This window comes from Mobiluncus curtisii subsp. curtisii ATCC 35241, assembly GCF_000146285.1.
GTDB lineage: Bacteria > Actinomycetota > Actinomycetes > Actinomycetales > Actinomycetaceae > Mobiluncus > Mobiluncus curtisii.
On the sequence record NZ_GL385912.1, the window covers coordinates 1,885,744 to 1,911,999 of the forward strand.

The 26,256-nt window shown below is 53.3% G+C and carries 19 protein-coding genes and 2 CRISPR repeat arrays; of the genes, 1 reads left to right on the plus strand and 18 read right to left on the minus strand.

Annotated features, from left to right (window positions below):
- Positions 1–101 precede the first annotated feature (101 nt).
- From HMPREF0574_RS08085 to HMPREF0574_RS08100, 4 genes are read right to left on the minus strand one after another with little or no spacing between them, the layout of a single operon-like run.
- Complete coding sequence (locus HMPREF0574_RS08085; protein ID WP_211581182.1) at positions 102–1,502, minus strand: ABC transporter substrate-binding protein; 1,401 nt, start codon at positions 1,500–1,502, stop codon at positions 102–104.
- Positions 1,503–1,510: 8 nt separating this feature from the next.
- Positions 1,511–2,491, minus strand: coding sequence for a carbohydrate ABC transporter permease (locus tag HMPREF0574_RS08090; RefSeq protein WP_004008247.1), 981 nt, complete (start codon positions 2,489–2,491; stop codon positions 1,511–1,513).
- A complete protein-coding gene (locus HMPREF0574_RS08095; RefSeq protein WP_004008248.1) occupies positions 2,481–3,419 on the minus strand; it encodes a carbohydrate ABC transporter permease in 939 nt (312 codons plus the stop codon). The genes HMPREF0574_RS08090 and HMPREF0574_RS08095 overlap by 11 nt, the downstream gene beginning before the upstream one ends.
- 23 nt (positions 3,420–3,442) lie before the next feature.
- Complete coding sequence (locus tag HMPREF0574_RS08100) at positions 3,443–5,596, minus strand: alpha-galactosidase (protein ID WP_004008249.1); 2,154 nt, start codon at positions 5,594–5,596, stop codon at positions 3,443–3,445.
- Positions 5,597–5,764: 168 nt separating this feature from the next.
- On the opposite strand from HMPREF0574_RS08100, the gene HMPREF0574_RS08105 reads away from it, so the two are divergent.
- The gene (locus tag HMPREF0574_RS08105) at positions 5,765–6,943 is read left to right on the plus strand and encodes an ROK family transcriptional regulator (RefSeq protein ID WP_236585927.1); all 1,179 of its coding nucleotides are present in this window, start codon (positions 5,765–5,767) and stop codon (positions 6,941–6,943) included.
- A gap of 464 nt (positions 6,944–7,407) precedes the next feature.
- Positions 7,408–8,534: direct repeats of the CRISPR family, unit length 28 nt; unit sequence GGCTCATCCCCGCGAGTGCGGGGACCAC.
- 95 nt (positions 8,535–8,629) lie between these two features.
- Positions 8,630–9,939: direct repeats of the CRISPR family, unit length 28 nt; unit sequence GGCTCATCCCCGCGAGTGCGGGGACCAC.
- A gap of 133 nt (positions 9,940–10,072) precedes the next feature.
- Here the strand turns inward: HMPREF0574_RS08105 and cas2e are convergent.
- From cas2e to HMPREF0574_RS08170, 14 genes are all read right to left on the minus strand, one after another.
- Entirely contained in the window at positions 10,073–10,423 is a 351-nt protein-coding gene (gene cas2e, locus HMPREF0574_RS09560) for a type I-E CRISPR-associated endoribonuclease Cas2e (RefSeq protein ID WP_041797867.1), read from the minus strand.
- Positions 10,420–11,364, minus strand: a complete 945-nt coding sequence (gene cas1e, locus HMPREF0574_RS08110) for a type I-E CRISPR-associated endonuclease Cas1e (RefSeq protein ID WP_004008256.1) — start codon at positions 11,362–11,364, stop codon at positions 10,420–10,422. Before cas1e ends, cas2e begins: the two co-directional genes overlap by 4 nt.
- 6 nt (positions 11,365–11,370) lie before the next feature.
- Positions 11,371–12,033, minus strand: coding sequence for a type I-E CRISPR-associated protein Cas6/Cse3/CasE (cas6e, locus tag HMPREF0574_RS08115; RefSeq protein ID WP_004008257.1), 663 nt, complete (start codon positions 12,031–12,033; stop codon positions 11,371–11,373).
- A complete protein-coding gene (gene cas5e, locus HMPREF0574_RS08120) occupies positions 12,033–12,737 on the minus strand; it encodes a type I-E CRISPR-associated protein Cas5/CasD (RefSeq protein ID WP_004008258.1) in 705 nt (234 codons plus the stop codon). Before cas5e ends, cas6e begins: the two co-directional genes overlap by 1 nt.
- A 3-nt stretch (positions 12,738–12,740) precedes the next feature.
- Positions 12,741–13,880 carry a type I-E CRISPR-associated protein Cas7/Cse4/CasC gene (gene cas7e / locus HMPREF0574_RS08125; protein ID WP_004008259.1) on the minus strand — a complete coding sequence of 380 codons (1,140 nt, stop codon included), beginning with the start codon at positions 13,878–13,880 and terminating at the stop codon, positions 12,741–12,743.
- A 4-nt stretch (positions 13,881–13,884) separates the two neighbouring features.
- Positions 13,885–14,547 carry a type I-E CRISPR-associated protein Cse2/CasB gene (gene casB / locus HMPREF0574_RS08130; protein WP_004008260.1) on the minus strand — a complete coding sequence of 221 codons (663 nt, stop codon included), beginning with the start codon at positions 14,545–14,547 and terminating at the stop codon, positions 13,885–13,887.
- Positions 14,540–16,252 (minus strand): type I-E CRISPR-associated protein Cse1/CasA, encoded by a 1,713-nt coding sequence (gene casA, locus HMPREF0574_RS08135; RefSeq protein ID WP_004008261.1) that lies wholly within the window; start codon positions 16,250–16,252, stop codon positions 14,540–14,542. Before casA ends, casB begins: the two co-directional genes overlap by 8 nt.
- Positions 16,253–16,584: 332 nt before the next feature.
- Positions 16,585–19,407: a CRISPR-associated helicase/endonuclease Cas3 gene (locus HMPREF0574_RS08140; protein WP_004008262.1), complete on the minus strand. Its 2,823-nt coding sequence runs from the start codon at positions 19,405–19,407 to the stop codon at positions 16,585–16,587.
- Between the two features lie 110 nt (positions 19,408–19,517).
- Positions 19,518–20,429 carry a carbohydrate ABC transporter permease gene (locus tag HMPREF0574_RS08145; RefSeq protein WP_004008263.1) on the minus strand — a complete coding sequence of 304 codons (912 nt, stop codon included), beginning with the start codon at positions 20,427–20,429 and terminating at the stop codon, positions 19,518–19,520.
- Positions 20,426–21,397, minus strand: coding sequence for a carbohydrate ABC transporter permease (locus tag HMPREF0574_RS08150; RefSeq protein WP_004008264.1), 972 nt, complete (start codon positions 21,395–21,397; stop codon positions 20,426–20,428). Before HMPREF0574_RS08150 ends, HMPREF0574_RS08145 begins: the two co-directional genes overlap by 4 nt.
- A gap of 185 nt (positions 21,398–21,582) precedes the next feature.
- A complete protein-coding gene (locus tag HMPREF0574_RS08155) occupies positions 21,583–22,872 on the minus strand; it encodes an ABC transporter substrate-binding protein (protein ID WP_004008265.1) in 1,290 nt (429 codons plus the stop codon).
- A 225-nt stretch (positions 22,873–23,097) separates the two neighbouring features.
- Positions 23,098–23,871 (minus strand): TraX family protein, encoded by a 774-nt coding sequence (locus tag HMPREF0574_RS08160; protein ID WP_004008267.1) that lies wholly within the window; start codon positions 23,869–23,871, stop codon positions 23,098–23,100.
- Positions 23,872–24,792, minus strand: coding sequence for a sugar ABC transporter permease (locus tag HMPREF0574_RS08165; protein WP_004008268.1), 921 nt, complete (start codon positions 24,790–24,792; stop codon positions 23,872–23,874).
- The gene (locus HMPREF0574_RS08170; RefSeq protein ID WP_004008269.1) at positions 24,789–26,192 is read right to left on the minus strand and encodes a carbohydrate ABC transporter permease; all 1,404 of its coding nucleotides are present in this window, start codon (positions 26,190–26,192) and stop codon (positions 24,789–24,791) included. Before HMPREF0574_RS08170 ends, HMPREF0574_RS08165 begins: the two co-directional genes overlap by 4 nt.
- Positions 26,193–26,256: the final 64 nt, after the last annotated feature.

Sequence of the window (26,256 nt, forward strand, 5' to 3'; positions counted from 1 at the left end):
TTATGAGCAAATTGAGTCGGTCAGGCAGCAGGTAAGAGTCGGGCGCCCCTACCGCAACAGCGATAGGGGCGCCCAAAAATGAAATCTTCCTTTTACATCACCTAACGCTTCCCCCGATTTGCGCTCATCAACGCATTAACCCGTCGGTTCGCTTCAGTCAGGCTTGATGGTTCGCTTTCAAACGACATCACACTGGCCATTGCCGGTTTCATGAGGGCATCGACCTGTGCCCAACGATCAACCACCAGCGAGGGGACGGTAGTTTTGTCTTCCAGATGAACTGAGAAGGCGCGAGCGTCATATCCCATATCTTCGAAAGTTTTAATCGCCTTATCGGTCGACGTAGTAATGGCGGGGAATACGGTCCCCTGCTCAGCAATCACATCCTGGCATTTTGCTGACCCCAGATATTTAACCCAGCGCCAAGATTCTTGAGGATGCTTAGTTCCCACCCAAATTGAATCTGCCAGACCATTAGTAACTGAAGCGCGATGTCCATCAGGTCCAATCGGGGTCGGAGCGACTTGAATCGGTAAATCAGTTGCGTTATCAATGGTAGAAATATTCCAGGAACCTTCTAACAAGGTCGCGTACGATCCCGACCCCAACGACTCTACTGTCCCCACTCCTGAAGTAGCAACTGACAACGGCGGCATATAGCCTTTCTTGATTAAGGAAATCCACCATCCGATAGTTTCTTGGAATTTCGGATCATCGTAGTTAAAGTGCATTCCCCAAGGGTTTTTCTCGGTCCATCTCCATTCTCCATTGGACAGGGCATAAGGCGACCATTGAATCTGACCGAGACCGCCACCAGTGTCGTTGTAACCGGTTCCATAAACTTTCACATGTTTCTTATCAAAGCCAGGTTCATCGCCGTGAACACCATTCACGTCAACGGTCAGACGAGCCAAAAACTTCTCAAAACTGCCTCCGTCCTGAGGATTCCACTCGAGTTTCCATAAATCGTCTTTGGTGTAACCAGCTGCCTTAACCATGTCTTCGTTGTAGAAAATAGCCTCGGTGTCCCAGTCTTTGGGAAGACCATATCGATGTTTTCCATCTGCTGATTTCCACTGATCGGCCAGACCTGCCGCATAATGACTCAAGTCGTAGTTATCCCGCTTAACGTAAGGATCGATATCTAGAAGCTGTCCCAAAGCAGAGTACTTACCGAACTGAGAAGTATGGTCAGTAAATACATCGGGCGCATTTTCAGCCACCATCGAGGCGGTAATTTGCGTCCAATAATCGTCCCATCCGAACTGTTCAATTTGGATATGAACATCGGGATTTTCTTTTTCAAAATCCGCCGCGCATTGCCGGTATCCGGGAAGTTGCCCGGAATCCCACAGCCAATACCGCAGGGTGGTTTGCCCTGGTTTACCGCTGACTTGAGAGCTACATGAAGTTAATCCGACCGTTAAGATGCCAGCCAGTACAACAGCAAGAGCTGCGACCATAAACCGTCGCCCGGATACAGCAATCACAGAATTTTTCATGTCGAGCCTCACTTAATTCCAGAGAATCCAACAGAGTTCACGATCCTCTTTCCGAGGATGGTGAACAAAATGATAATGGGAAGTGCGGATACCAGAGCCGCCGCCATCAGTGCGGTCCAGTCTGGTGAACCTTGAGGCTTTTGCGACCGGAAAATTCCCAGGGCAACCGTCAATACCCGGACCCGATCAGATTGTCCCACTAACAGAGGCCACATGTAATCGTTCCAAGCATTGATAAAGGTAAGAACCGCTAGAGTGATAATCGGGGCAGAAGTCATAGGGCAGATAACCCGGAAGAATACCTTGAAGGGACCTGCCCCATCAATCATGGCAGCCTCGTCAATCTCTCGCGGGATTCCCAGGAAAAATTGCCGGAGGAAGAATATAGAGAAAGGGGTCATAAAGAAAGTGGGAAGCACAATGCCGGCAAAAGTATTTAGCAGTCCCAGTTGTTTAATCAAGACAAAGTTCGGGATAGCAGTAAAAATTGCCGGAACCATCAACGCTGACAGGAAAATCGCGAATACTACTTCCCGACCTCTCCACCTTAATCGTGAAAAAGCATAGGCCGCCATAGCTGAGAACAAGGTTTGTCCCACCATTACAGTAGAGGCCACTATGCAAGAGTTACGCAGATATAACCAGAAGTTTATAGAGGCACCAGCTCCCCCCTGGACCAGAGATTCTTCCGGAGTGGTCATACCGAATACTCGCCGATAGGCATCAAAAGTCGGATTCTTTGGCCAGATAGTTCCAGGATGTGCCAACAGTTCAGTGTTGGTCATGAGAGAAGATCGCAACATCCAAAGGAAGGGGAACACCGTAATAATCAACAGAATAATCAAGCAGCCCCAGGCGCAATAAAATCCCAGCCCATGATGTTTCTTTGAGCCAATTTTTCCGGTGTGCCCCATATGAGGGTGTTTATCCGTTTGTTTGGTAGCAGTTTTCAAAGTTGTGGTAGTCATTTTTAGTTCCTCACAGTTCATCTGATTCGCCGGCACGCATCAGCCGCAGCTGAATGAGTGAGATTCCAAATAACAGAACGAACAGCACCATGGCAATAGCAGAGGCGTATCCAAAGTCAAGTTGCCCAAATGCCAAATCCCAAATGTAGTAATAAATAACGCGAGTAGCATTAATCGGACCACCTTTGGTGGTAATCGCAACAGTATCGAAGATTTGGAATGATCCGGTGATGGTAACGACCATGACCATTGCTAGCACCGGTCGCAATAGAGGCAAAGTGATGGAGAAGAATTTGCGTATCTCTCCAGCTCCATCAATATCAGCAGCCTCCCACACCGTTCGATTGATGGTTTGCAAACCCGCAAAAATCAGCAGTGCCGTGTAACCCATGTGGCGCCACACGTTCACAAAAGCAACCGTGGGAATCGCCCAAGCAGATTCTCCAAAGAAAGCCACTCGGTCGAGACCAATCCAGTTAAGCATTTCATTGACAATACCGATTTGGTAGTCCATCATGAAGTACCAAACCAAAGCTACCACTACGTTCGCTATGAAATAGGGAAGCAAAGCCATCCCTCGAATTAGCGTTGAATTTGTCAATCTCTGTAGCAACACTGCCAGCCCAATAGCAATAATGGTTTGGAAACCAATGTTTAGCACCACATAGTAAACCGTCACTTTTACGGCATTCCAAAACAGAGGATCAAAAATCAGACGCTGATAGTTTGCCAGCCCTGTCCACCTGGCCGGGGTTAGCACCGCATAGTCCGTGAATGAAAAATAGAATCCACGCACTGCGGGTAAAAGGTAAAAGAAAAATAAACCAATTCCGGCAGGAATCAGAAATATCAACGCGTATCGCGCTTGACGTGAAATAATCACGGGACGTTGTTTCCTCGTCGAAACAACATCTGAGGATGTTTCCATCCTGGTCTCCTTTCTTAACATGAAAAAATTGGATAAAAAATGGATTATCTAGCAGATACTTCTAATAACACTGTTTGCAGGGGATTTAAATCCGGGAAACGAATTCCAGAGTGTTCAAGGACACTCCCCGGCAGCTCTAAGCCTGTTCCCCACCAAGGTACGGAACCCTGTCCGTTACCGATTTCTGATTCGACACCTTGTGGGAGCAGTTCGCGTACTCGATAAGTAGTTGTGGCTTCCAGACCTGGCAGGCATAGTGCCGGCGAAGGGCGTTGGGGGGAGCTATGTAAACGGGTCACCGCATAGACTGCACGCGTTTGATCAGCGGATACTACCCCATGCACCCAATATCCCCGGTCAGGGTGATCTAGATGAACGACTCGTCCGGAGTGCAACATCGGGCGCAGCTCCTTGTGAAGCGCTACCCAGCTGGCGAGTTCTTTAAGCTCTGACGCACTAGCCGTTGTCAAGTCCCATTCAATTCCCATGTGAGAGAACAATGCGTTAGATGCGCGCAACGACAAATTTAAGGTTCGACCGGTCTGGTGCGACACGGGGGAAGCCACGTGGGAGCCGATTAGCTCTGGGGGAAGCAGCAAACAGGTACCCGCTTCTATCTGCTTACGCTCAATCGGATCTGTACAGTCAGATCCCCAAATTCGCACCGCATATTCCATTATCCCTAAATCGATGCGTCCTCCTCCTCCTGCACAAGACTCAATTTCGAGATGCGGATGGGCTTCTTTAATATCGCGCAGTAAGCGATAGGTCGCTAGTGTTTGCTGATGGTACACCGGACAACCGGTAGTGGGAGAAACCGCTTCGTAGAGGTCACGATTGAAGTCCCACTTAATATATTCAATCTGCGTTGAATCCAAGACTTCCAGCATTTGCCCCTTAACATGCTCAAAGGCTTTGGGATTGGTCAGGTCCATGACCTGCTGATAGCGCGCTTCTTGCGGACGGTGGGTACGTGGAGAAAGCATCCAATCTGGATGTTCGCGCGCCACTTGGGAGTTAGGGTTCACCATTTCGGGTTCAAACCACAAGCCGAATTGCATCCCTTTACTGTGCACCGCGTCAGCCAGCGGAGAAAGACCGTCAGGCCACACTTCTGCGGACACAGTCCAATCCCCCAAACTTGAGGTATCGTCACGGCGTCCCGAGAACCATCCGTCATCGAGCACAAAACGTTCTGCCCCGGCTTCGGCTGCCAAATCTACCAATTTCAGCAAACGCGGCAAGGACTGGTCAAAGTAGACCGCTTCCCAAGCGTTGAGGGTAACGGGGCGTTCGGTAGCAGGATGGGCAGTCCGACTGCGGACAAAACTATGCATCCGGGCTGCTGCCTCATCGAGACCGTGTCCCCAGGTTCCCACAATCCAGGGTGAGCAGTACTCTTCACCGCGTTTAAGTACCACCTCGCCAGGGAACAGCAATTCTCCCGCCAATATGCCCTGATAACCCTGCGTGTCTTTTTCTGCGATAGTGCGAGTATTGCCCGACCACGCCACATGCACATAGTGAACGAGTCCGTCCTGCCAAGAGGTATTCGGCTGGCAGGTGCCATGAATGCTGGAAATAGTATGTCCGCGAGCAACATTAATTTCTCGCTGGTGAGAGCCAATAGTGAACTCATGCTTTTGAATATCACGTTCTCGCAGATGGTGCCCCGTTTGGTCCAATACATAGGTTTCACTTGCCGGAGTGGGCAGCCCCAGCAGTAGCGATTGAACCTCGTAGCCGTCAGCTCCGGTATTAATCACTTTCGCTTGCCCGCGGATGACCCCAGAGGGGGTGACTTCTACCGCAATGGTTAAATTAATATCGGCTTCTTCGTCATGGAGAGTTACCGTTACTTCCGAGGGCGCTCCATTGGTTCCCTGACCATCGGTTTGGACATCAATCGGAATGAAAGCAGAAAAGAGTGCCCCTGACTGCCGAGATCCAATCAGACCAGGAGTTCCAATCCACCCCTCACTTTGTTGCGGAACTAAAGAAAAGAGCGGCGGAATATCTGAAGTCCCCGAGACCACCGCAGAATACTGCGACTTTGAGATTTCTTCACACTGCGCCGAACTGAGATACCCGAGATCGGTTCCCCAATAAATAACCTGAGGAACTCCCCGTTCTGTAATGCGTAAACAGAGCGATGTTCCCCCATTGCGTAAATGAATTAAACGTGAAAAATTCGCCATTGAACCCTCCCAGGATTTTTAGCCGCCGCCACCTCGCGCCGACATATTTTCACTACTAAAGATAGTAGCGCATATGTAAACTGGGAACAAGGAGTTTTGAAGCACTTTCCACATATTTTGTTCCGGTTCAGTGTAAAGACCGCTGCTACCCAGAGGGAAAAGGAAACTATGACGCGACTTTTTGACGACTCGTCACTAGCTACTGCTGCCCACATTCTGGCGCACGGTCCCCTTTCTCGTGCCGACACCGCCCGAGACCTAGAACTATCTCCCGCTACGCTGACGCGTTTAGTACGTCCGTTGATGAAGAGCGGGATGATTACCGAAGTGCGTTCTGGAGTCTCAAAAACCGGCATGGGGCGCCCCACCCAACTATTAGCGGTGCCCCCAGATCAACATGCTTTCATCGGGGTTAATCTGACGGGAACGATGATTCATTGTGTGCGTACGGACGCCAACGCACGGATTTTGTCGCGGGAAGCAGTGCCGGTAGAAAGCCACGCCCCCGAAGATTGCTTACACCAGCTCTGCGCTGTCATTCGTAGACAAATCGGAAATCAAGATGATTCCCAGTTGGAGGGAATTGGGATTTCCTTAGGGGGAAAAATAGATTCCTCTAGGATTAAAGAAAATCGGTTTTTAGGCTGGCAAAACGTTGATTTACATAGCATCACCTACGAAATAAATTCATCTTCACACCCGGATATTGAGTTCGTTAACGATGTCACCGGCTTGACCATGTTAGAGCAATGGTTCGGACTCGGTCGCAAATGTGAAGACTTTGTGGTTGCCACTATTGGGGCTGGCATCGGGAACGGCATGGTACACAATTTAAGAGCGGTGCGTTCTCCTCTCAGCGGACTGGGAACCACTTCTCACATCCCTTTGGCAGGAGCTCACGGGGTCTGCCAATACGGGCACGTGGGTTGTGCTAATGGCGCTTTAACTTTGCCAGCAGTTTTATCGCGCGCACAGGCCGGTAGAGCAATCACCAACAGCGATTCTGCCCCCACTTCTGCTGAAGAGCTCATCAATCTGGCAGATTATGGCGATAAATCATGCCGCCGCGCAATTATAGAATTCACTGAGAATCTAGCTATTTATGTGCAAACGGTAGCCTCAGCGGCGTTAGTACTTGACGTAGTTTTAGACGGAGAGGGCGTGTGCCTCCTGGAATCACGATGGGCTGATAACTTTGACAAACATTTGAAATCATATGGTCGCCCTAACGATCCCCGGATCAGAGTTCATCGGCGCTCAGGTAGCTTCGACCGCTGGGCACAGGGTGCCGCAGTAGCGGCGATTGTAAAATGGCTAATCCGCACGACCGGCAGCACGAAATGGTGATACACGCAGAGCAACCCCGCTTCTGGGCACAATGATTCCGTCCAATTGCAGCTAGCACCCATTGTTGGTTTCGGTAGGTAAAGTGTGCTGATTTTCTCCCGCGTATGTGAGCTGTAAGGATGACGGTTCTGACGGAAAATTTAATCATGCATCGAAATCAGACTCTTAACCTGACAGAGATGACCAAATTTCAGACGCCATCAGCAGGAATCACCTGCGCGACTCACGGACAGGTCACGGACGACCTGGAGTCGACGAAATACATTTAGTCATCTCTGTGACCTTCGGAGCCTAGTCTGCACACGATAGAAACTGTGGCTAATACCGTGCCAGCGCAAATTGCAAAGAACTTTACAGCACGTAAAAGCGATCAAACAGGGTTTGGAGCTTTTCCACGACTCGTTGGCGCAGACTGGCGCGGTCTTCAGCAGCAGCGCCGAACAGAGGCACGTTAGGCAACATTGGGATTATCCCCGCGAGTGCGGAGACCACCAGACAAACCAGTGGGAGCAATCCGAACCCCTAGGCTCATCCCCGCGAGTGCGGGGACCACTGAGAATTATCCCTGTTCAAGACGCGACCCTCAGTCTCATCCCCGCGAGTGCGGGGACCACTAGATGAAGCTAAAAGGCAAGCGCTACAACGCGGGCTCATCCCCGCGAGTGCGGGGACCACGCTGAGGAGGCTTTGAAAGCGTCCGCGCTCACAGGCTCATCCCCGCGAGTGCGGGGACCACTCTGTAGATTTCTACCAGGTTGAAACCGAGGACGGCTCATCCCCGCGAGTGCGGGGACCACTACACCGTAGCGCTCGATAGGGTCGCGTTCACCGGCTCATCCCCGCGAGTGCGGGGACCACAAGTGGGCGATTCATCAATGGATTCTCAGGGGAGGCTCATCCCCGCGAGTGCGGGGACCACCAAGGTTGATTTCGCCAAATCCTGACCTCATTAGGCTCATCCCCGCGAGTGCGGGGACCACTTTCCCTCTCGCTGCTATCGTGGGTGTTATGGGGGCTCATCCCCGCGAGTGCGGGGACCACAGCTTACTGCCAGACCCCGCCGCTAAAAGCTGCGGCTCATCCCCGCGAGTGCGGGGACCACTAGCCGGGTCGCTATCGATAGCTGTGAGTAGCCGGCTCATCCCCGCAGGTGCGGGGACCACCTCCACCGTTCTCATTAGTGGTTTAGTGCGCCCGGCTCATCCCCGCAGGTGCGGGGACCACCTCCCATAGCGCGCCCTCAATGCTCTCGATGAGGGCTCATCCCCGCAGGTGCGGGGACCACTGTGGCAGCGCGGGCATTCGTTTTCCATGATTGGGCTCATCCCCGCGAGTGCGGGGACCACGTGCCCTGTCCCCAACGGCGTATCGTGCGTTCAGGCTCATCCCCGCGAGTGCGGGGACCACGCGTAGTCGGTTACTGCGTCCAGCATTGACCCGGGCTCATCCCCGCGAGTGCGGGGACCACAATGGTGGCTCAGTAAAACCTTGCGTGTTATGGGGCTCATCCCCGCGAGTGCGGGGACCACCCCAGCGAGCAACACAAAACCTAGCAAGCCCACGGCTCATCCCCGCGAGTGCGGGGACCACTTGGTGCCGAAAGACCGCCCGGTAGCGTGGGAGAGGCTCATCCCCCGCGAGTGCGGGGACCACTGCTCGCTGGGTTTTTCGTGTTTATCGGGCTGAGGCTCATCCCCGCGAGTGCGGGGACCACGGCTTTTTCTTTTTCGTGTCTTAGGTGGATTTGGGCTCATCCCCGCGAGTGCGGGGACCACCCATTCGCTAAGATTCGCGAACTCGGCGGCTTGGGCTCATCCCCGCGAGTGCGGGGACCACGTTACCCAGATAGACATTAAACCAGACAAACGGGGCTCATCCCCGCGAGTGCGGGGACCACAAAAAACATGGAACGCTATCAAGGCCTTCTTCAGGCTCATCCCCGCGAGTGCGGGGACCACTTAGGCATTCTTGCGCGGCTTTAACGTTGAGTGGGCTCATCCCCGCGAGTGCGGGGACCACTGTTGGGGCCGAGTTGGGGGCGGCTCCGGTTGGGGCTCATCCCCGCGAGTGCGGGGACCACAATTTTAGATAGCCTACAAAGATTGCTTTGATGGGCTCATCCCCGCGAGTGCGGGGACCACTGGATTGTTGGATAACTATTGAACATAAGGGTGGGCTCATCCCCGCGAGTGCGGGGACCACTAGATGAAGCTAAAAAGCAAGCGCTACAACGCGGGCTCATCCCCGCGAGTGCGGGGACCACGTTGGGGTTTTTGCTGTTGCTGGGACTGCCACGGGCTCATCCCCGCGAGTGCGGGGACCACATATAGCCGCGCTGAAAATACGCTTTTAGCGTGGGCTCATCCCCGCGAGTGCGGGGACCACGCGTCTCGTCTGATGGGGCATACGAGATTGAGAGGCTCATCCCCGCGAGTGCGGGGACCACTGCTGGTATTGCCCAGGCGGTCTTTATCGGGGGGGCTCATCCCCGCGAGTGCGGGGACCACAAGCCGCATGGTATCTCGACCAGCTGAAAACAGGGCTCATCCCCGCGAGTGCGGGGACCACTTAGCGCCGGTGAAGTTGAGTACGGCTGGAGGGGGCTCATCCCCGCGAGTGCGGGGACCACAACACGCACACCCCTATAAACTAAAACCAGTGGGGCTCATCCCCGCGAGTGCGGGGACCACCGACCGCCGGGGGTGGAGAAATACGGCAGCGGGGGCTCATCCCCGCGAGTGCGGGGACCACTGACTAGGAACGAGTTTAACGAGCTTGGAACCCGGCTCATCCCCGCGAGTGCGGGGACCACTCGGCAGCGGTAAGGATTTCGCCGTCATGAAAGGGGCTCATCCCCGCGAGTGCGGGGACCACGGATGTGATTGCGAAGCCTCGGGGGGCGATTTGGGCTCATCCCCGCGAGTGCGGGGACCACGCTCGCGTAAAGTTGGGGGGTAGGTTTGGGTCGGGCTCATCCCCGCGAGTGCGGGGACCACACTTAGTGAACAGCTAATTCACTACGTATTTAACCAGTGTACATACAACTGCTAATTTCTGAAATCGGTTCCGTGCTGTACTTAATACAATCCAAATCCGTATCCGCAGGAGCTTTGTATATCCGAACGGAATCTAAACACCTCTGCGCTTTCTTCCCTGGTGTCTGGCTATAGACCATCCGGTTCTGCGCGAGTAATACTGTTGTCCATCCCCCGATGGTCTCATCATTAGGGTTACCCCATCGAAGTCTGTGGGTATCCAACTGTGGCGGTGGGTGCGGAACTCCATTCCTTGCTCGTTGTTGGACGAAAAAATCAGCAGAGCGCGTCCATCTTTGCACAGGGCTACCGTGCGTTCCCATAGCAGATCGCGTACACGCGCACTAGGGTTTCCGACAAATACTCCAGGCGCAATTTCGATTAGCCACTTTGTGAGGTCTCCGCGAAGCCCTGCTGGAACTGCAGTCACGTTTAAAACCATCATCGGAGCACACTATCCTCATCCGCCCAGTTAACCCCCGCAGCGATGACTTCAAGTTCATCCCACAACAACAGATTTGCATCTATATATGCGTCGTCGGTAGGAATCTCCATGACATACTGTAAATCCCTGACCATTCGCTGCATGAGCCTGGTAGTCACTACTTTGTCGCGAATCCTTTTTCGCACATTCAATTCATCCCCCTCCGCGCTGGCGGCAACAGCCTCAAAGGCAGCCGGAATAGAGATCTCCGCCTTGTATAAATCCGCAACATCATAGACAAAAGCACGATCGGTGCCACTGTGAATAATTCCCAAGGAAGGAATAAAACCTAAACCGACCACAACCGCATGCGCAATTCCATAGAGAGCCGCAGCCCCTTCAGTCAGTGCACAGTTAATGGGGTCGCCCGCACCAAAATCGTTCGGATCATAAGAACGCCGTGTCCACGGAACTCCGGTACGTCTGGATTGTTCCGCATAAATCCTCTTCATTCTGGCACCTTCTCGCCCACGTAACTGGGAAAGGGGCAAATTCGAGACATCCTCACCGGGGAACCTCATACTGTACATGCGCCTGGCGCATCGCAGCCGAGAACGCTGATTCGCCCAGAGTCGTGCATGGGCTTCAGCCATTCGAGAAGTCTTGGCAGCAGGTCTTCCGTGGGCGTAGTAGCGCACTCCTTTCTCTCCGACCCAAACGGCGGAGCAACCGGCGTCACCCAGTAAAGCCATCGCAGCGTAGGTAACTTTTGTCCCTGGTCCTAAGAGCACCACTCCCACTTGGGTTGCGGGGATATGCGCTATGCCTCTGGAGTCTTGAATGGTCAAAGCGTTGCCTTCCCGGTTGAGGATCGCCCGTTCGACGTAAAGAAAAGACAGGCGATCCTCCATCCGGGAAAGACTTTGGCGTTGCAAGGGCGTGCTGCCCGGAGTGTTCAGCATGACTGTTCACTGAATGCGTGCCAGGGTTAGCAACCCACAACCGTATCCCTTGGCGCGTCCTACTCCCCCAACTAAAGTTTGACGGAGCTTTTCAGCGTCAATTACCTCGAGATATCCTCGATAACGGACCTTGACTAAATGCACCTTGGGACTGCTTTCAGCGGAAAAGTTCCTTTTGAATGAGATTGATTCCCTCTCTCCCACTTGAGCAGTACTTTCCTCTAGCGTGCCGAAACTAACTCCCATAGACTCTGCTTTGGAGTGAAGCCAGGCAAGTTGATCCGGTGCGCTCAAAAGCGCGACCACTCTGCCGCGTTGTTCCCCACCTCGCCTCAGAGACTTCGTCGGGTTAGCAACCAGTTCAAAGTTCCATTGTTGACCTTTCTTTAGCTGTCCCAACAATCGGTCGTATTCCGCGGACTGTGCCGGACGCGTATCCCAGCCAGCCTGCTCTACGATATGTACTGCCGTTGGTTTTTCCGGTCCCACGATATACAGAATATTTTCGTGGGAACGCTGGTCCAAGCGCCACAGGACGCGCCCCTGATTCTGGTTCATATCAGGAGGAAAACACGCGCATACCGCCGCATGAACTGCTTGTGGATTAGTCAATAGCTTTCTTCCCTGCCGGCGAGCCGGATTGAGCAGAATTTTCGTGAAGGTAGCCATCAGGAAATCACCGCCTCAAAGAAAGGATCTAGGCTGGTGCCGTATTCGTTTTTTATTTCCTTTGCACCTGCGTAAACAACTGTTCGCCAGCCGTAACGGCGGTGCTCTTGAGAAAACGAGATGGGCACGTCCTGGCGTGGTGTCCCAACTTCGCCGGGTTTACCATCCCGATAGATTGGCAGCAGGACTTCCTCACCTCGTTCTTTCTTATGAGACAAAGTCGCGTGCCATTCCTCGTGTTCCATAAGGGCAGTGACCACGTTGCCTTCGACAATCCCTAAATCAAGATTTGCTGGGGCGGGACACGAGCGTCTCCCTAGGAAAAGTGGGTAGGCAGGCTGGTACAGATTTCCTTGCAATCCTTCCAGTATCGAGCGGTTTTCGGCACCTATTGCAGCTACAAAAGCAGCGTCTGATAGGAAATACCGAGAAACCAATTTAGCCGATGCATCAGGATCTTTTTGCCATGGTTGCGAAGTCTGATAGTCACGCAACAGCGCCCCTGATTGGTCGACCCTCACGGCGTAGTCCAATCGAACCAAATCTTCTAACGGATCGGTTCGGTGGCGTCCTTGAGCAGCCGCAAGCAATCCAATAACTCCAGATTTGGAGGGAGTGGAACCGGTCGCGCGCGTGGTGTAACGCGATTCATCACCCCAGGATTGCAGAGGTCCTTTCAGCAACAATAGAAGTGAATAGGACATCGCTTATGCTACTTCCTGGGAAGCCAGAACTTCCACAATCAGGGAAGTCAGTTCCGGCACAGTGACCTTGTGAGCAATATCCTCTAGCTTCGCAGCATAATCTTTCGGATCCACCACGAACGCAGCCAGTGGTTTCATCCCATAGGCATCCTCGATAGCGGTTTCCTCGTTCGCCAAGACCTCAACAGCAGCTTGGACACGACTCCCCCGCTCGCAGGCAACAGGTTCTTCAAAAGCGTTGACCAGAGACACCGAACGGGTATCCCGCACCGCCACATATACCAATTCAGGCAGAGTGTTGTTTGCGAAAGTATTCTGTTTCCCGGTCGGCATGGACTCGATAAATGCTCGCACGAACAACGCGGAAGCTTGACGCGCAGCCTCCACATCTCCCAAGTTTTCCGCTAGGGCTTCTACATTTACGGAAGCGAAACGATACAGGGTAGAGGACATCATCTGCACGGTGCCAATCATTGCCGCTCCCGTTTCTTCCCAATCCTCCGTGACGTCATCTACTGCCGTGAAATAGTCAAATTCGGGCTCTGACTCATGCACCCCGATAGCATGAGCCACCTGCACGGCAGCATCGATATTGTAAGTGGGAACGTCGGCCAGCATCCGCCCAAACATCGCCATATCAATAGAATGTGCGGTGTCCAGAATACCCTGGGCTTCTGACTTGGTGAATTTTTCGTCTCCCTTTTCCACAATAGCGCGAGCCGCACGTTCTATCTGCTGGGGGCTTAAGAACAACAAGGCTTTAGTGGTCGGATAACTGTGTGCATCTCCTTCAACTTCGTCCTCGGTCTTTTTAGGATCTTCTAGGGAAATTCCGTCCTTACTCCCAGTAGCTTTGAATAATTTCTTCAGTCCTGCAACTGCATCATCTTCGGACATCTCAGGAGAAAATTCCATTGCTTTCTTAATAATGACTTCAGGGAGGTTGCGCGAACGTTTCCCTATTGATTCCGCTCCGGCTACATGCTCAAAAAAATTGCGGATTGCACGTTTCCAAGCCTGCGATGATACGCGCTGTCGAGGCACACCGCCGAAGACTGCCGTCTTCGGGGCGCCGGTATCATCGCGGTTAATCAAGCTGGGCGGAACGGTTTGGAGGGCATGAATATCAATAATCAGTGTCATGGTATTACCTTTCTAAGTTGTCAGATGTTTTTGTTTCAGAGATGGATTCAGTTTGGAATGAGCCGTTAGCGAAATCTCGACCCCAGCGTAGCTGTACACCGGGACGACGTTTGGGGTTCATGAGAGCGCGAAGGTCGCTCGCAAGCTTTCCATAATCGCAAGGAAGTTCTTTGGAACGCAACAAGGAAACTAACGAACGAATCTGCAAGAGACGAGATTTCTCGTCCCTCGCGAGCAACATGGCATCAACTCGAGACTTTATCGAGTCGCTAGTACCTGTCGCATATAGCCTTCCACACGCTCTAGCAAAGCTGATTTCGGCAGTGTGCATAGGTTTCGTGGCTGACTGCATATGTAAGCCGAACAGAGTCAGTGCTGCAAAAGCTGCCTGTTCCGAAGGAGAAGGCTGATCCGTTTTTCCAGCCAACTTCTCAACAAAGTCTCCTCTCATGATGAACAATACTTTCCCCAGAGCTAACGGATTATCCATAATGTTGAGGCTCGAGCTTTTCCTCAATTCAGCGAGTTGAGCGCGGGCGAGATGACTCTGTGGCGAATCATAGGGCATGAAAAAATTTTCCTGCAGCCTATGACAGGTCAACGAAATCGCATTTCTGAGGGCATCAGAATTCTTCGGCTCTTTACTTATCGGAGTATCGTCACTCATGATTTACCTTCCTTTCCTGTTCGATTTCATTCTTATACTGCTTAGACGTGAGGGGCAGTACCTGATCTAGGTACCGCTGTAGTTTTTGGTAGTAAGTACCTGCCGAGACAACTTTTTTCGTCCCCTCACCGTTGGAATCCGTGACGATTTTTCCTACCATGGCTTTGGGACCAGCGCCACGCAAGAGAATCAACGCTTGACTGACAATGATTTCACGCACTTTTGATTGCCAATCCTGTACCAGCCGAACTATGTCGTTCTCTGTATCGTCGCCATTCCCACTCACTATCTCAGAGACGAAATTCGCGAGATTTTGCAACCAGGCATTGAAAAGGGGTTCCAGCTCAGCTAGCACTTGATCGGTCGGTGCGGGGGTGAATTCGTATTCTTTTCCTGCTGCTACCAGCAGGTTTGCCGCAAATCTCCCCAGACCTATAGCGGCCTCGCTGGTAACACTCGCAGCGTCTCGAACCGCCTGACGCAACTGACCTGATTGCTCGAGAAGCAACACCAGCGGCATTCCCATCTGAGCAGCGTAGGTGCTGGCCACAGACGAAGACTGCGGACCATATTCCACCGCCACCAAATCAACGTTGAGCACACTTGGTATTCCATCAATATATTGGGACAAATTCGCTAAGTTGTCGAGGTTTTGCGGACGCTTAGGGGCTTTTACTTTCCCGTTGAACCCTCCGTCGGTCTCAGCAACAATCAGCGCATCTAAAGCACGCCATACGGTTCTTTGCGGCGAGAATGTCGCCGGATAATAAATATCCATATTCTTCTTGGATTTGTTGGTTGAGTACCGATACGGGGTCATTGGGTCACCAAAGACGTTTGCCCCGGCGTCAGGGATTTTATCTCCGTTGCTCAGGATTACACCGGTTACTCGATTCCCTTCCGAGTGCAGTCTGATACGCCTAGACTGCCATGTCAGAAGGTCGGATGGACCCTGAGGATAGGCATTCTCACCGACCTTTTCTCGAGTGTCGGACCCGTCAGGTTGGCGTTCCCAGACGGGTTTATCCTGTGGAATGGTTAGCGCTGAACTGCAGGTGTTCAAGATGAGGGTGTCCAGGAGATTTTCGCCAACCACCAGAACGCCGCCGGTCATTCCGGTCCAGCCCGTCCCGATGGGATAGCCTTTGCCGCCTTTCACACGGCTGTCCCCCACTGCTCCCGATTTAATTCCCGAATAGTCATAAGCCTGCGCGTAAACCAGCCACCGAGCAGCTTCTGCGTAGCTCAGAGAATCACGAGCTTTTCCGGCACGCATGGTGAAGTAGTCCTCTTGCGCCTCAGGAACGATAGTCGTGACGTGTTTTAATTCCCCTGAGGGAACCGATAAGTCCGCTACTTGCATGAAAGGAGTGGGACTGTCGAGCAGTTCGAAACGATCCCGGTAATGTTCCAGATAATCCAACACCGCGTCATCTCTGCCGTCTCGTTGCAGCTGCGCACGCAGACGCTGGAACCAGGCTGCAAAATTGAACGTTTTGCCCGGATCGACTTTGCTTTCTCTGCTGTGCGCTCTCCAAAAAATGGCCAGTAGTAATCGCACTATCGCGTAGTTTTGCGCCGGAGACTCGCCTTGTAAGGAAGCAACCTTCACCTCCCCTGCAAAAATCTCTCTGATCCCCACGGTCCGCTGATTGCCGTCAGTGTCGACTACCAGAATCCAGGGATCATCTATAAGTGAAAACATGATTCTCTTTCTCCTCTCGGTGTAGGTTCGTTTCTTGTTACGAATTTATCACACAATTTTATATTTTCAAATGATTGTAAGTTAAATTTTTACTCTTCAGCTTTTTCCTCTAACAGTCATCCAACCTCTCAGGTTGCGGTGCATTTAGATTCTTTCCTACGATAGAAGTAATCCCCGCTATGCAGGGATGAGCCTTTACATTCATTGGAAAAGCTCCCTTCCCCGCACTGGCGGGGCTAATTAGAAGTCGACGGCGATTCCATTCGCCGCTAGATTTGGCAGGGGAACGCGCGTAGTGGTGAAAACACTTCGCCATTCCTCCTGCCGAATTTTCAATCAACATTTTGAGCCTCAGTTTCCGTGACAACAAGACCGAGTTCAGAGGTGTAGCTGAGCGAAAATCTACCCAGTTCAGCCCTGCCAGCCCTATCAAAACGCAACGCTACCTGGCCTTTTAACAGCGCTGACTCTTTCCATTCCGCCGGAGTCTGTTTCTCTAGGGCAGAAATGACTTCCTCAAAATCTGTGTCACCGCGAGTCATGCGTGCTGGCAGACGCACCGTGTTTCCAGCCAGCACACGTGCTTGTGCAAAGGTGGGAGCCTGACCATCCAGAATCTCAACGTCTGCACCAAAAGGAGTGTAGCCGTACTCGGTAGTTTGGATGGTCACCAGTTCCACGGTGAAATCCGCATCCCGCACCTGGGCTAAACCGCGCTCTTCCACGCCAATACCCACGGAGTTGTTGTAGGTCTTTTCGAACAAACATCCGAGATCTGGCGCATTGGCGGGGCTGGGAAAACGGTAACTTTCCGCTCGGTCGACTGCCTTGTCACGCTTTGCCGCAGCGTCCTCACAAGCCTTTTGCCAGACTTCTGTCCAATCGTCAGGAATCTCTGGGTTGTCCGCGTAAACCTTTCGTACCAGAGGCGCTACGTCATCGGGACGTCGAAACACTTGCGGGATATATGCCATAGTCGCGAGCAGCAACTTTTCTCCGTAAATCGCTCGTGCTCCCCCGTCAAAGTCCGGCACTTCCGCGTCGCGGTTCACTCCACGAATAAAGAGCTGCGGCTCGCGCACACGTACCGGTCGATCCTCGCTGGGACGAACGTGGCGATGAACACGCCCAATACGTTGAATGATCAAATCTATCGGTGCAATATCGGTAATCAACACGTCAGCATCGATATCTAGGCTTTGCTCTGCGACCTGGGTGGCCACCACAATTAAACGCTGCGGGCGCCCCTTCCCCCTCCGGGATTTCGGACCAAGTTTTTCGCGCAGTAGGTCCTCTTTTTCGCTACGTTGGCTGGCAATGAACGCCGCGTGATGCAATTCAACTTCACCGGGGAAACCAGCAGCCAGAGCGAGATAAGCATCTTGTGCTCTCACTACCGTGTTACAGATAACCAGCGCGATTCCACCATCATCGAGCAGTTCCTGCAGTCTAGAGGTGAGCTCCGGGAGCGAATCACCTAAGAAATTGGTTCTGATTTCAGCATCGGTGGGGCGCGGAGCGACTTTAATCGAACGAATCCCCGCCGCGTTCACCACGCTAACCAACGGATAGGCTGGGGTGTCAAGTACTCCCTCATCCACTCGATTGTCTCTCGGTATCTGTGAGTTATATGCCTGCGCCAAGGCGAGGCGCTGGGCTGGCGGGAGGGTGGCAGACATCAGGATTACGCTTGTGCCGTAGCGAGCCAGCCATTCCAAGGTTCGGTAAAGGTACTGAGACATATATGCGTCGTAGGCGTGAACCTCGTCAATAATGACTATCTTGCCGGCTAGAGCCACGTGTCGCAGCATTGAGTGACGTGCTTGCAAAGCCATCATGAGTACCTGATCTACTGTCCCCACGACAAAATCGGAGAGCACTCCGGTCTTGCGTCCGGACAGCCACTGGGTGGCGACCACGGTTCCTTCGCTCTCGGCAGTGTCATCCTCTCCTGGTTGATCAATACCAATCCCGGAGTAGCGCAACTCCTGGTAGGGCTTGGACAACTGATTCTTTGAGTGCGCCAGGAACATTGAAGCAACCTGACCACCGCGAGAACTGTGCTGAGCCCACTGGGTTGCCCTTTCAAACAATCCATTAGCTGTCGCCATGGTAGGGGCGGCTAGAAATACGCCTTGAGAGCCAAATTTTTCGCCCAACACATGAGCCGCCGCCAGCCCCGCCTCGGTTTTCCCTTCACCGGTGGGAGCCTCAATAATCATCAGAGTAGGACCGGGGGCATCCATAGCAGCCTCAACCGCAGCCCGTTGTACTGGGCGGGGCGTAATATCCATCCCCCATGCAAAGGTTTTGCGGAAGAGTTCCGGTAAATCATCGGGAATATCCTGCGGCTTCCACGGTGCAGGCAGTTGAATGTAGTCCATAGCCCGCGAAACGCGCTCAACCTGCGGTAAAACCGGTTCGTAAGGAAAGGCATCCTCGTTGGAAGCAATCCAGTCTGCCATCACCACCATACCGGTCATCAGCTGCAGAGCAGGAGCAGTCGGAACCTCACCGCTGTCCTGCAAGCGCTCAAGAACGGGGGCGATTGCAGTAATTTCAGCCATTCCGTCCAACAGCTGGAAAGCGATGGTGTCAAACTGAGTTTCACGTTTTTTGATGCCGTCCTCCCGCAGCCTAAGCGTCATGGGATTAGAGGTGAAACCGTGGTGCGCGTCTGGAACTGCCGAAAGAACCACCCGCAAGAATTTACAGATTCCCTGTTCCTCCAGCCACTTACGCAACAGCAGACCGGAAGCAGTCCCGTGCGGGAATGAGACGTTCGAACCCTCGCCGCGCGGCCAGTCCAACGACAACCCCGCCTGTTCTAGTGGCGGCAGCAGCCAAGCAGCGTCGGGGCGATTCTCAATCTGTCGCTGGAACGTCACAGTTGCCTTACCGACATCATGAGTCCCCGCATAGAAACAGTAAAGCGTGCGCACTTCCGATTCGTTCAAGCACCATAGTCGGGCAAGCGTAGCCTTTAGCACGTCGCAAACCCAGTTATCCCACAGCCACTGTGCCACGCAGGCAGCATCGATTAGGTGCTGTGGAAGGGATAGGTGGGCACGTTCGTCGCCGGATTTCGCCCACAAGGCCTTGGCCTGTGGGGAACACATCTCCTCCCACCAATCAGCTCTGTTAGCAATGTTCATAGCGCCTCCCAGTTAGAGTTCCATCATTTGTTTCTCATCATAAACTGGGGGTGGTTAACGAAAATTTCGCTCCTCCGACTTAGCTCCGCGACCACGGCAAACGGCCTGGATTACCCCTTCACGGAGCCAGCCATCATGCCGCCGACGAAGTACTTGCCCAGCGCGATGTAGACCAGGAGCGTCGGGACGGAGGCAATCAGGGCGCCTGCCATGGAACCGCCGTAGTCAGCCATAATCGAACCGTGCGCCAACTCATTCAAGGACAGCGTGACCGGACCGCGCTGGGAACCGCCACCAAAGAACAGGGCAAACAGGAAGTCGTTCCACGCGGAAGTAAACTGCCAAATCAGCACCACCACGAAAGACGGAATGGAAATCGGCAGCACCACGTTAAAGTACGTGCGCAGCATTCCTGCCCCATCAATACGCGCGGCCTCGATGAGGTCCCGCGGGACGCTCTCGTAATAGTTACGGAAAATCAGGGTCGTAATCGGGATGCCATAGATGATGTGCATCAAAATCAGGGTGTGAATCCCGAAACCAATCTGGGACGCCACCACCATGCGCATCATGGGAATCATCACGGCTTGGTAGGGAATGAACATGCCGAACAAAATCAGGGTGAACACCACGTTCGCTCCGGGGAAACGCCAGCGAGACAGGACGAAACCGTTAGCGGAACCGAGCATTGCCGAAATAATCGAGGACGGAATCACCAGCATCAGGGAGCGCAACAGCCCGCCCTGCAACTGGTCCCAGGCTCGCGCCCAGTTATCGGTGTTCCATTCCGCAGGCAGATACCAAGTCCGGGAAGGGTCGGCATCCCCCGCCCCTTTGAAAGATGTAATCAACAGCACGTACACCGGCATGAGGACCATGGCGAGGAAGAAAATCAAAAGCACGTAGCGAATGACTTTGCCGACATTCACCCCACCTCGTTTCTTTCCTACCGAACCGTTAACGTTGACCTTTTTTGTCGTAATCGCGGCAGCACCCGCGTCGATTGCTGTGGCGGAACTCATCGGCTGGACTCCTTCGCATCGTGAATCAAGTAGGGCACGACCAGTAGCGCCACAATCACCAACAGCACCGTGCCGACCGCGGCCGCGTTCGAGTAATCAGAAACAGTCATGAAGTTATACATATCAATGGCAGGGACCTTGGTCTGGTAGAAGGTCTGATCCGCCACTGCCATAATCAAGTCGAAAGATTTCAGTGACATATGCCCGATGATAATGACGGCGCTGAGCGCTACGGGTGCGAGCTGCGGAAATATAATGTAACGGTATAGTTGCCATTCATTAGCACCGTCCACGCGCCCGGCTTCCCTCAGGTCATCAGGAATTCCCCGGAATCCTGCCAAGAACAGGGCCATGACATAGCCCGAGAGCTGCCACACGGCGGGAATCCCCACCGCCAGCACCCCAAAGGTAGGGTTCGAAATCCAGTCGTTTTGCAGCCCACCCAGACCAATCATCTGGAGCAAACGGTTCAAACCGGAAGCGTTCTCACCTTGCGCGGAGTTCAGCATCCAGCGCCACACCACGCCGGAGGCGATGAACGATACCGCCATCGGGAACAGGAATACGGAACGGAAGATTCCCTCCCCTTTAATCGGTTTATCCAACAGCCAAGCCCAGATGAAACCGAAGAATAACGTACCCACCAGGAACATTACCGTGAACATCAACAGGTTAATCAGGGAGTGTTGAAAATCCTTGTCCGCAAATAACGCCACGAAGTTTGCAAACCCCACAAAGTTAACCGGCTGCACCCCCGAGACTTGTGGTGCAGAGTGGTTATCTTGCAGGGATGTGAACAAGTTAGAGCCCAACAAGCCGTAGACAAAAACTGCCACGAGGATGATAGATGGTGACACCAGTAACAGTCCGGGTCCCCACTGCTTAATACCGTTTGAACTGCGCGTCCGTTGACGCTTCTGTGGTGTTCGAGCCTTTTCAGGTGTCTTAACGGCGACGTTGCCTGACATTTTGTCCCCTAATTAGTGGTCGATGTGATTGAAATTTGCGGGGTTCACCTCGGTGTGCGCAAGGTTCTTCACTCGCCTCTACCGACTGCACAAGGTCGGTGGGTGCGCCCCAGTTCAGTCTTACGCCGGCGGGTTTTTACGGTTATGAAAACCCGCCGGCGTAGAGACATTTGCCTGTTTACGGACTACTTTGCAGCAGCCGCAGCAGCCAGCTCACTCTGGAGAGCCGCAACATCCTTGCTGGAGTTGAACTTGCCCAGAGCGCTCTTCATCTTTTCGGTGGCTGCCAGAGGCAGGGCCGCACCGTGAGCGATAGAGGAAACGATGGTGTCCTTACCGAAGGATTCCATCGCGGAACGCTGGTAGTCCGAGAACTTAGACAGTTCATCGTCGGTCAGGTCGGAACGAGCCGGGATGGAACCCTTGACCGAGTTGAAGGCAATCTGACCTTCCTTGGAGGAAATGGTGTTCAGCCACGCCTTCGTACCGTCGGGATGCTTCGCACCTACCGGCAGGGTGAAGGAGTCAGCCAGGAAGTCGAAGACGCCTTCATTACCCGGAACGGGGAAGGTCACGTAGTCCTTGCCCCAGGTCATCTTGGCGTTCTCCCAAGCCGGCGGCGCCCAGTCGCCCATCACGTTGTAGGCAGATTTACCTTCAATGACCGGTTTCATAGCAGGCTCCCAGTCCTCTGAGAGCAGGGACGGATCAGCGTAGGTCAGAATCTTGGCGTAGTCCTCCAGGGCAGCCTTGACTTCCGCACCCTTCCAGTCAGTCTTGCCATTCATCAAGCCGTTGTAAGCATCGGTACCCAAGTCCGAAATCAGCACGGTTTCGAGCAGTTCCAGCTGGGTCCAGGTGGCGCCGACGGTAATCGGGTACTTCACACCGGCGGCCTTAAGCTTCTCCATATCGGCAATCCAGCCCTTGATATCTTTCGGCGGAGCCTTGGGATCCAATCCAGCCTTTTGCATGACCTCAACATTGGCCCACACTACGTTAGCGCGGTGAATGTTGGAGGGGATGGAGTAAATCTTGCCGTCCACGGTGAGCAAATCAATCAGGTCAGCCGGGAAAGCATCGCGCAGCTTGAACTCATCGTAGAGAGCAGACACGTCCTCAAGGTACCCAGCGGCAATATCCGAGGATAGCTCGGCGCCAGCGTGTGCCTGGTAGGTGTCTGGCGGATTCTTTGCCGCCAAATCAGCAGCCAACTTCTGCTTTGCATTGGAGCCGCCACCACCGGACTCGGACTGCTTAACCAGTTCCACATCGGGGTGCTGTTCCGCAAAGACTTTCTTCAAGGCATCGAAGCCCTCTTTCTCAGAGCCTTGCTCCCACCAGGTCACCACTCCAACTTGAGAGGCACTGCCGGCAGCGTCGCCACCGTCTTTGCCGGCGTCAGAGGCCTGAGAGCAGGCTGTCATAGTTAGGCCGAGCGCCAGCGCGCCCGCAGCCGCAATGAGCTTTCGCATTGAAACTCCAATCAGTTAACTTCATTGTCATTATTTCCCGGAGGGCGTCATTACCCGTCAGGGACAATTAACATTCTCTCATACATTCCTGTGGGTCTTAATGAAAAAGAGCTGGAACATTACGTTTTTCCTGTCAGGACTCATCAGCACCGGGATTTGAGAAATGTTTGTCAGGTCAAAGCCTGTCTCCCGACCAGTCATGGCTAGCCAGCAATCCACACCGACCTAAACCAGCAGAGTCCCCCAAGCTGCCCCGAGCATGAGCAGCAGCGGATAGACCGCGTAGCAAAACCATCGAGTATTGCCATTTCGGTAGCCCAAGGTCTCATTACGGTAGTGCAGAAAAGCCACTCCAATCGCCGGTGTCACCAGGCTCACAGCCCCCAGCAAGCCAGCCGTCATCATCATGGTGTTTTCCCGCAACCTCAACAGATAGAAAATCAACGCGAAGCCAATCAGCAAGCATCCAATATTGATGACACCTTGACGAGTTCCCAAATGCAACAGCAACGCCCAGAGCGCTCCGGCACCAGCCACCGCCAACGCGCCCATCCAGGCTTGTGCACCCGACCACCGGCGGCGAATGAAATCGATGAGAATCAGCACCAGCAACGCCAGAGCCAGACCGAACACCGGGTTCTGCGAAGCCCAATCCACGGGTCGGTGGAAAGTCACCAGGTCGTAGGGAACTTCACAGACCAGAGCCAGAATCACCAAGCGCCACAAATAGTGCCAGCGGTTAGCGGTCCACGTGAACCCCTCCGCGAGAAGCCACGCATAAATCGGCACGGCACACCACGAAACCACTTCGCTGAGCACCACCGCGGTGAGCGCCCCGAAGTTATTTTTCAAATCCGTTCCGAAAAAATACGGAATCACCGTAGTGGACGCCACCTGGAAGGACAGAAAGACTCCGGCGATGACCTTGAGACGAAAGTTGCTCAGACCACGCAACCGCCCCGGTCCTGTTTCCGGCACACCGTTGGTAGACGACGCCATCTAGCCCTTCACCGAACCGGACATGGACTCCTGATAGAAGCGCTGCATGACGATGAACAGGATGGCAATCGGCACCGAAACCAGCACTGCCCCCGCTGCGAAACGCGCAAACCAGGTATGGATGTATTCCTTTTCCAGCATCAGCCACAAGCCCAATGCCACGGTGTAGTCAGATTGGGTGCGGGCGATGACTTTCGCCATCACGAAGTCCAACCACGGTCCCAAGAAGCTCACAATGGCCTGGTAGACAATCATGGGTTTACAGATAGGCAGGATAATCTTCCAAAATACTTGTGAGCGAGTGCAGCCGTCCAGAATCGCCGCTTCGTCCAAAGAGTTCGGGATGGTATCCATGTACCCTTTCATGACATAGAAGCCCGCGCCGGAACCAGCGGAATACACCAGAATCAAAGCGAGAATTGTCATCCCACCACCGGTCAACCCCACCGCCTTTAAGATGAAGTAAATCGCGGAAACGGCCATAATGCCGGGGAACATACCCAGGATTAGCACCACGCTCATGAAAGTGCGACGCAGACGGAACCGCATCCGGCTCATGACGTAAGCCACCATCAGCACGAAGAACACGGAAATCACGCAGGTGAAGCAGGCAATGATAAAGGTGTTCAGGTACATCCGGGGAAAGTCCATGACGGAACGATCCGTGAAAATCTTAATGTAGTTATCCAGCGAGAATTCTTTGGGAAAGAACGTCTTGGTGTAAGGGGCGGGATCCTTGTTAAAAGACTCCGCAACTACCCACACAATCGGCAGCATCCAAATGACTGCCATAATAGCCAGGAACGTGTGCACCACGATGTCCCCAACCATGCGGCGTTTGCTGAGACTGCCCATGATAGAAGTCTTGGACCCGGCACGAGGGGTGACCTCAACTGCTGTGCTTGGAGCGGATGTGTTCATCGGAAGGCCTCCTCATTCTTAAAGGAACCGGATCTCCGGTAGGTAATCAGCGACACCGCCGCTAGTACGATGAAGGTCATGATACCGATGACCGCACCGAGGTTGTAGTCGTTCTTATCAACTGTGAGTTTGTACAGCCAGGTAATCAAAAGGTCGGTTTTGCCGGCAGAATCCCCGACTGGCACGGGCGCGCCCCGCGAAAGCAGGTAGATAACGTTGAAGTTATTGACGTTACCCGTGAAAGTCGTAATCAGGTAGGGGGTGAGCACGAAGATGATGTAGGGCATGGTAATCTTGCGGAAAATCACCCAAGAGTTAGCGCCGTCAATCCTGGCAGCTTCATATTGGTCGGCGGGAATGTTTTGCAAAATGCCCGTAATCTGCATAATCGTGAAGGGAATACCGACCCATAGGTTCACCACGATGACCGTGACACGAGCCCAGGTGGCATCTGTGAAGAAGGGCAACGCTTGGTCAATCCATCCCCAGTCCATCAACAGCCGGTTAATGGCACCCTGGGGCTGCAGCATCAGGTTGATGACCAGCAGGGACACGAACTGCGGCACCGCGATGGACATAGAGAAACACGCTCGCCAAAAATTCTTAAAGCGAGTGGTCTTGCGGTTGATGAGCATAGCCATAAACATGCCCAGGAAGAAATTTAAGAAGGTCGCGAAAATCGCCCATATCAGGGTCCAAATCAGCACGGAGCTAAAGATTCGCAGGTTCACGTCTCCGGAAGAGTTTGCAAAAATCGCCCCAAAATTTTTCAATCCAACCCAGTCAAAGAGCACCAGATGCTTGTGGTCGTAGCTGGTGAAAGCCATGGAAATCATGAATATCAACGGCAGAACGCTGAAAGTGAGGATGCCCAGAGTCGGCAGGAACAAGAAACCGACATGGGAACGATTGTCCAGTAGGTCCGCGATGTCTTCACGTATTGAGGGCGCCCGACCGGATTTTGCGGTCAGTACTTGGGCCTTGTATGCCGAGCGGACCGAGAGATTCCACACGCCGATAAACGCCAGAATAATGAGTATCGTGGCTACACCGTAGAGCAGGATAATGACCGAGTTATCCCCGGCACTGTACTCCCAATAGCCGTTGACCAGCACTTTACCTTGTTCCTGGTCACCAAGTCCGGGAAGTTTCGCGAGGAATCCTAAACCGTTGGTAAACAGGAAGGCAAAGAACGCTATCTCTAAGAGTAGGAAAATCACGCCCTTCACAATTTGGCGGTGCGTCAGGTTACCCAGTCCGAAGATGACGGCGGACGCTTTGGTGATTGCGTCGCCTTCCCGGAAGGCAACTTTTAAGCTATAGGGCGAGGGCGAAACGTAGTCTTTTCCAAGTTTCTTACGTAACCTTGCCTCGCGGTTTGACGTTTGCGTTGCGTCCATTTAGGTTTCCCTCTCAATGAAAAGGCCGACAGTAAAAGCCCCGACCGGGCTGCGGGGCCACTGG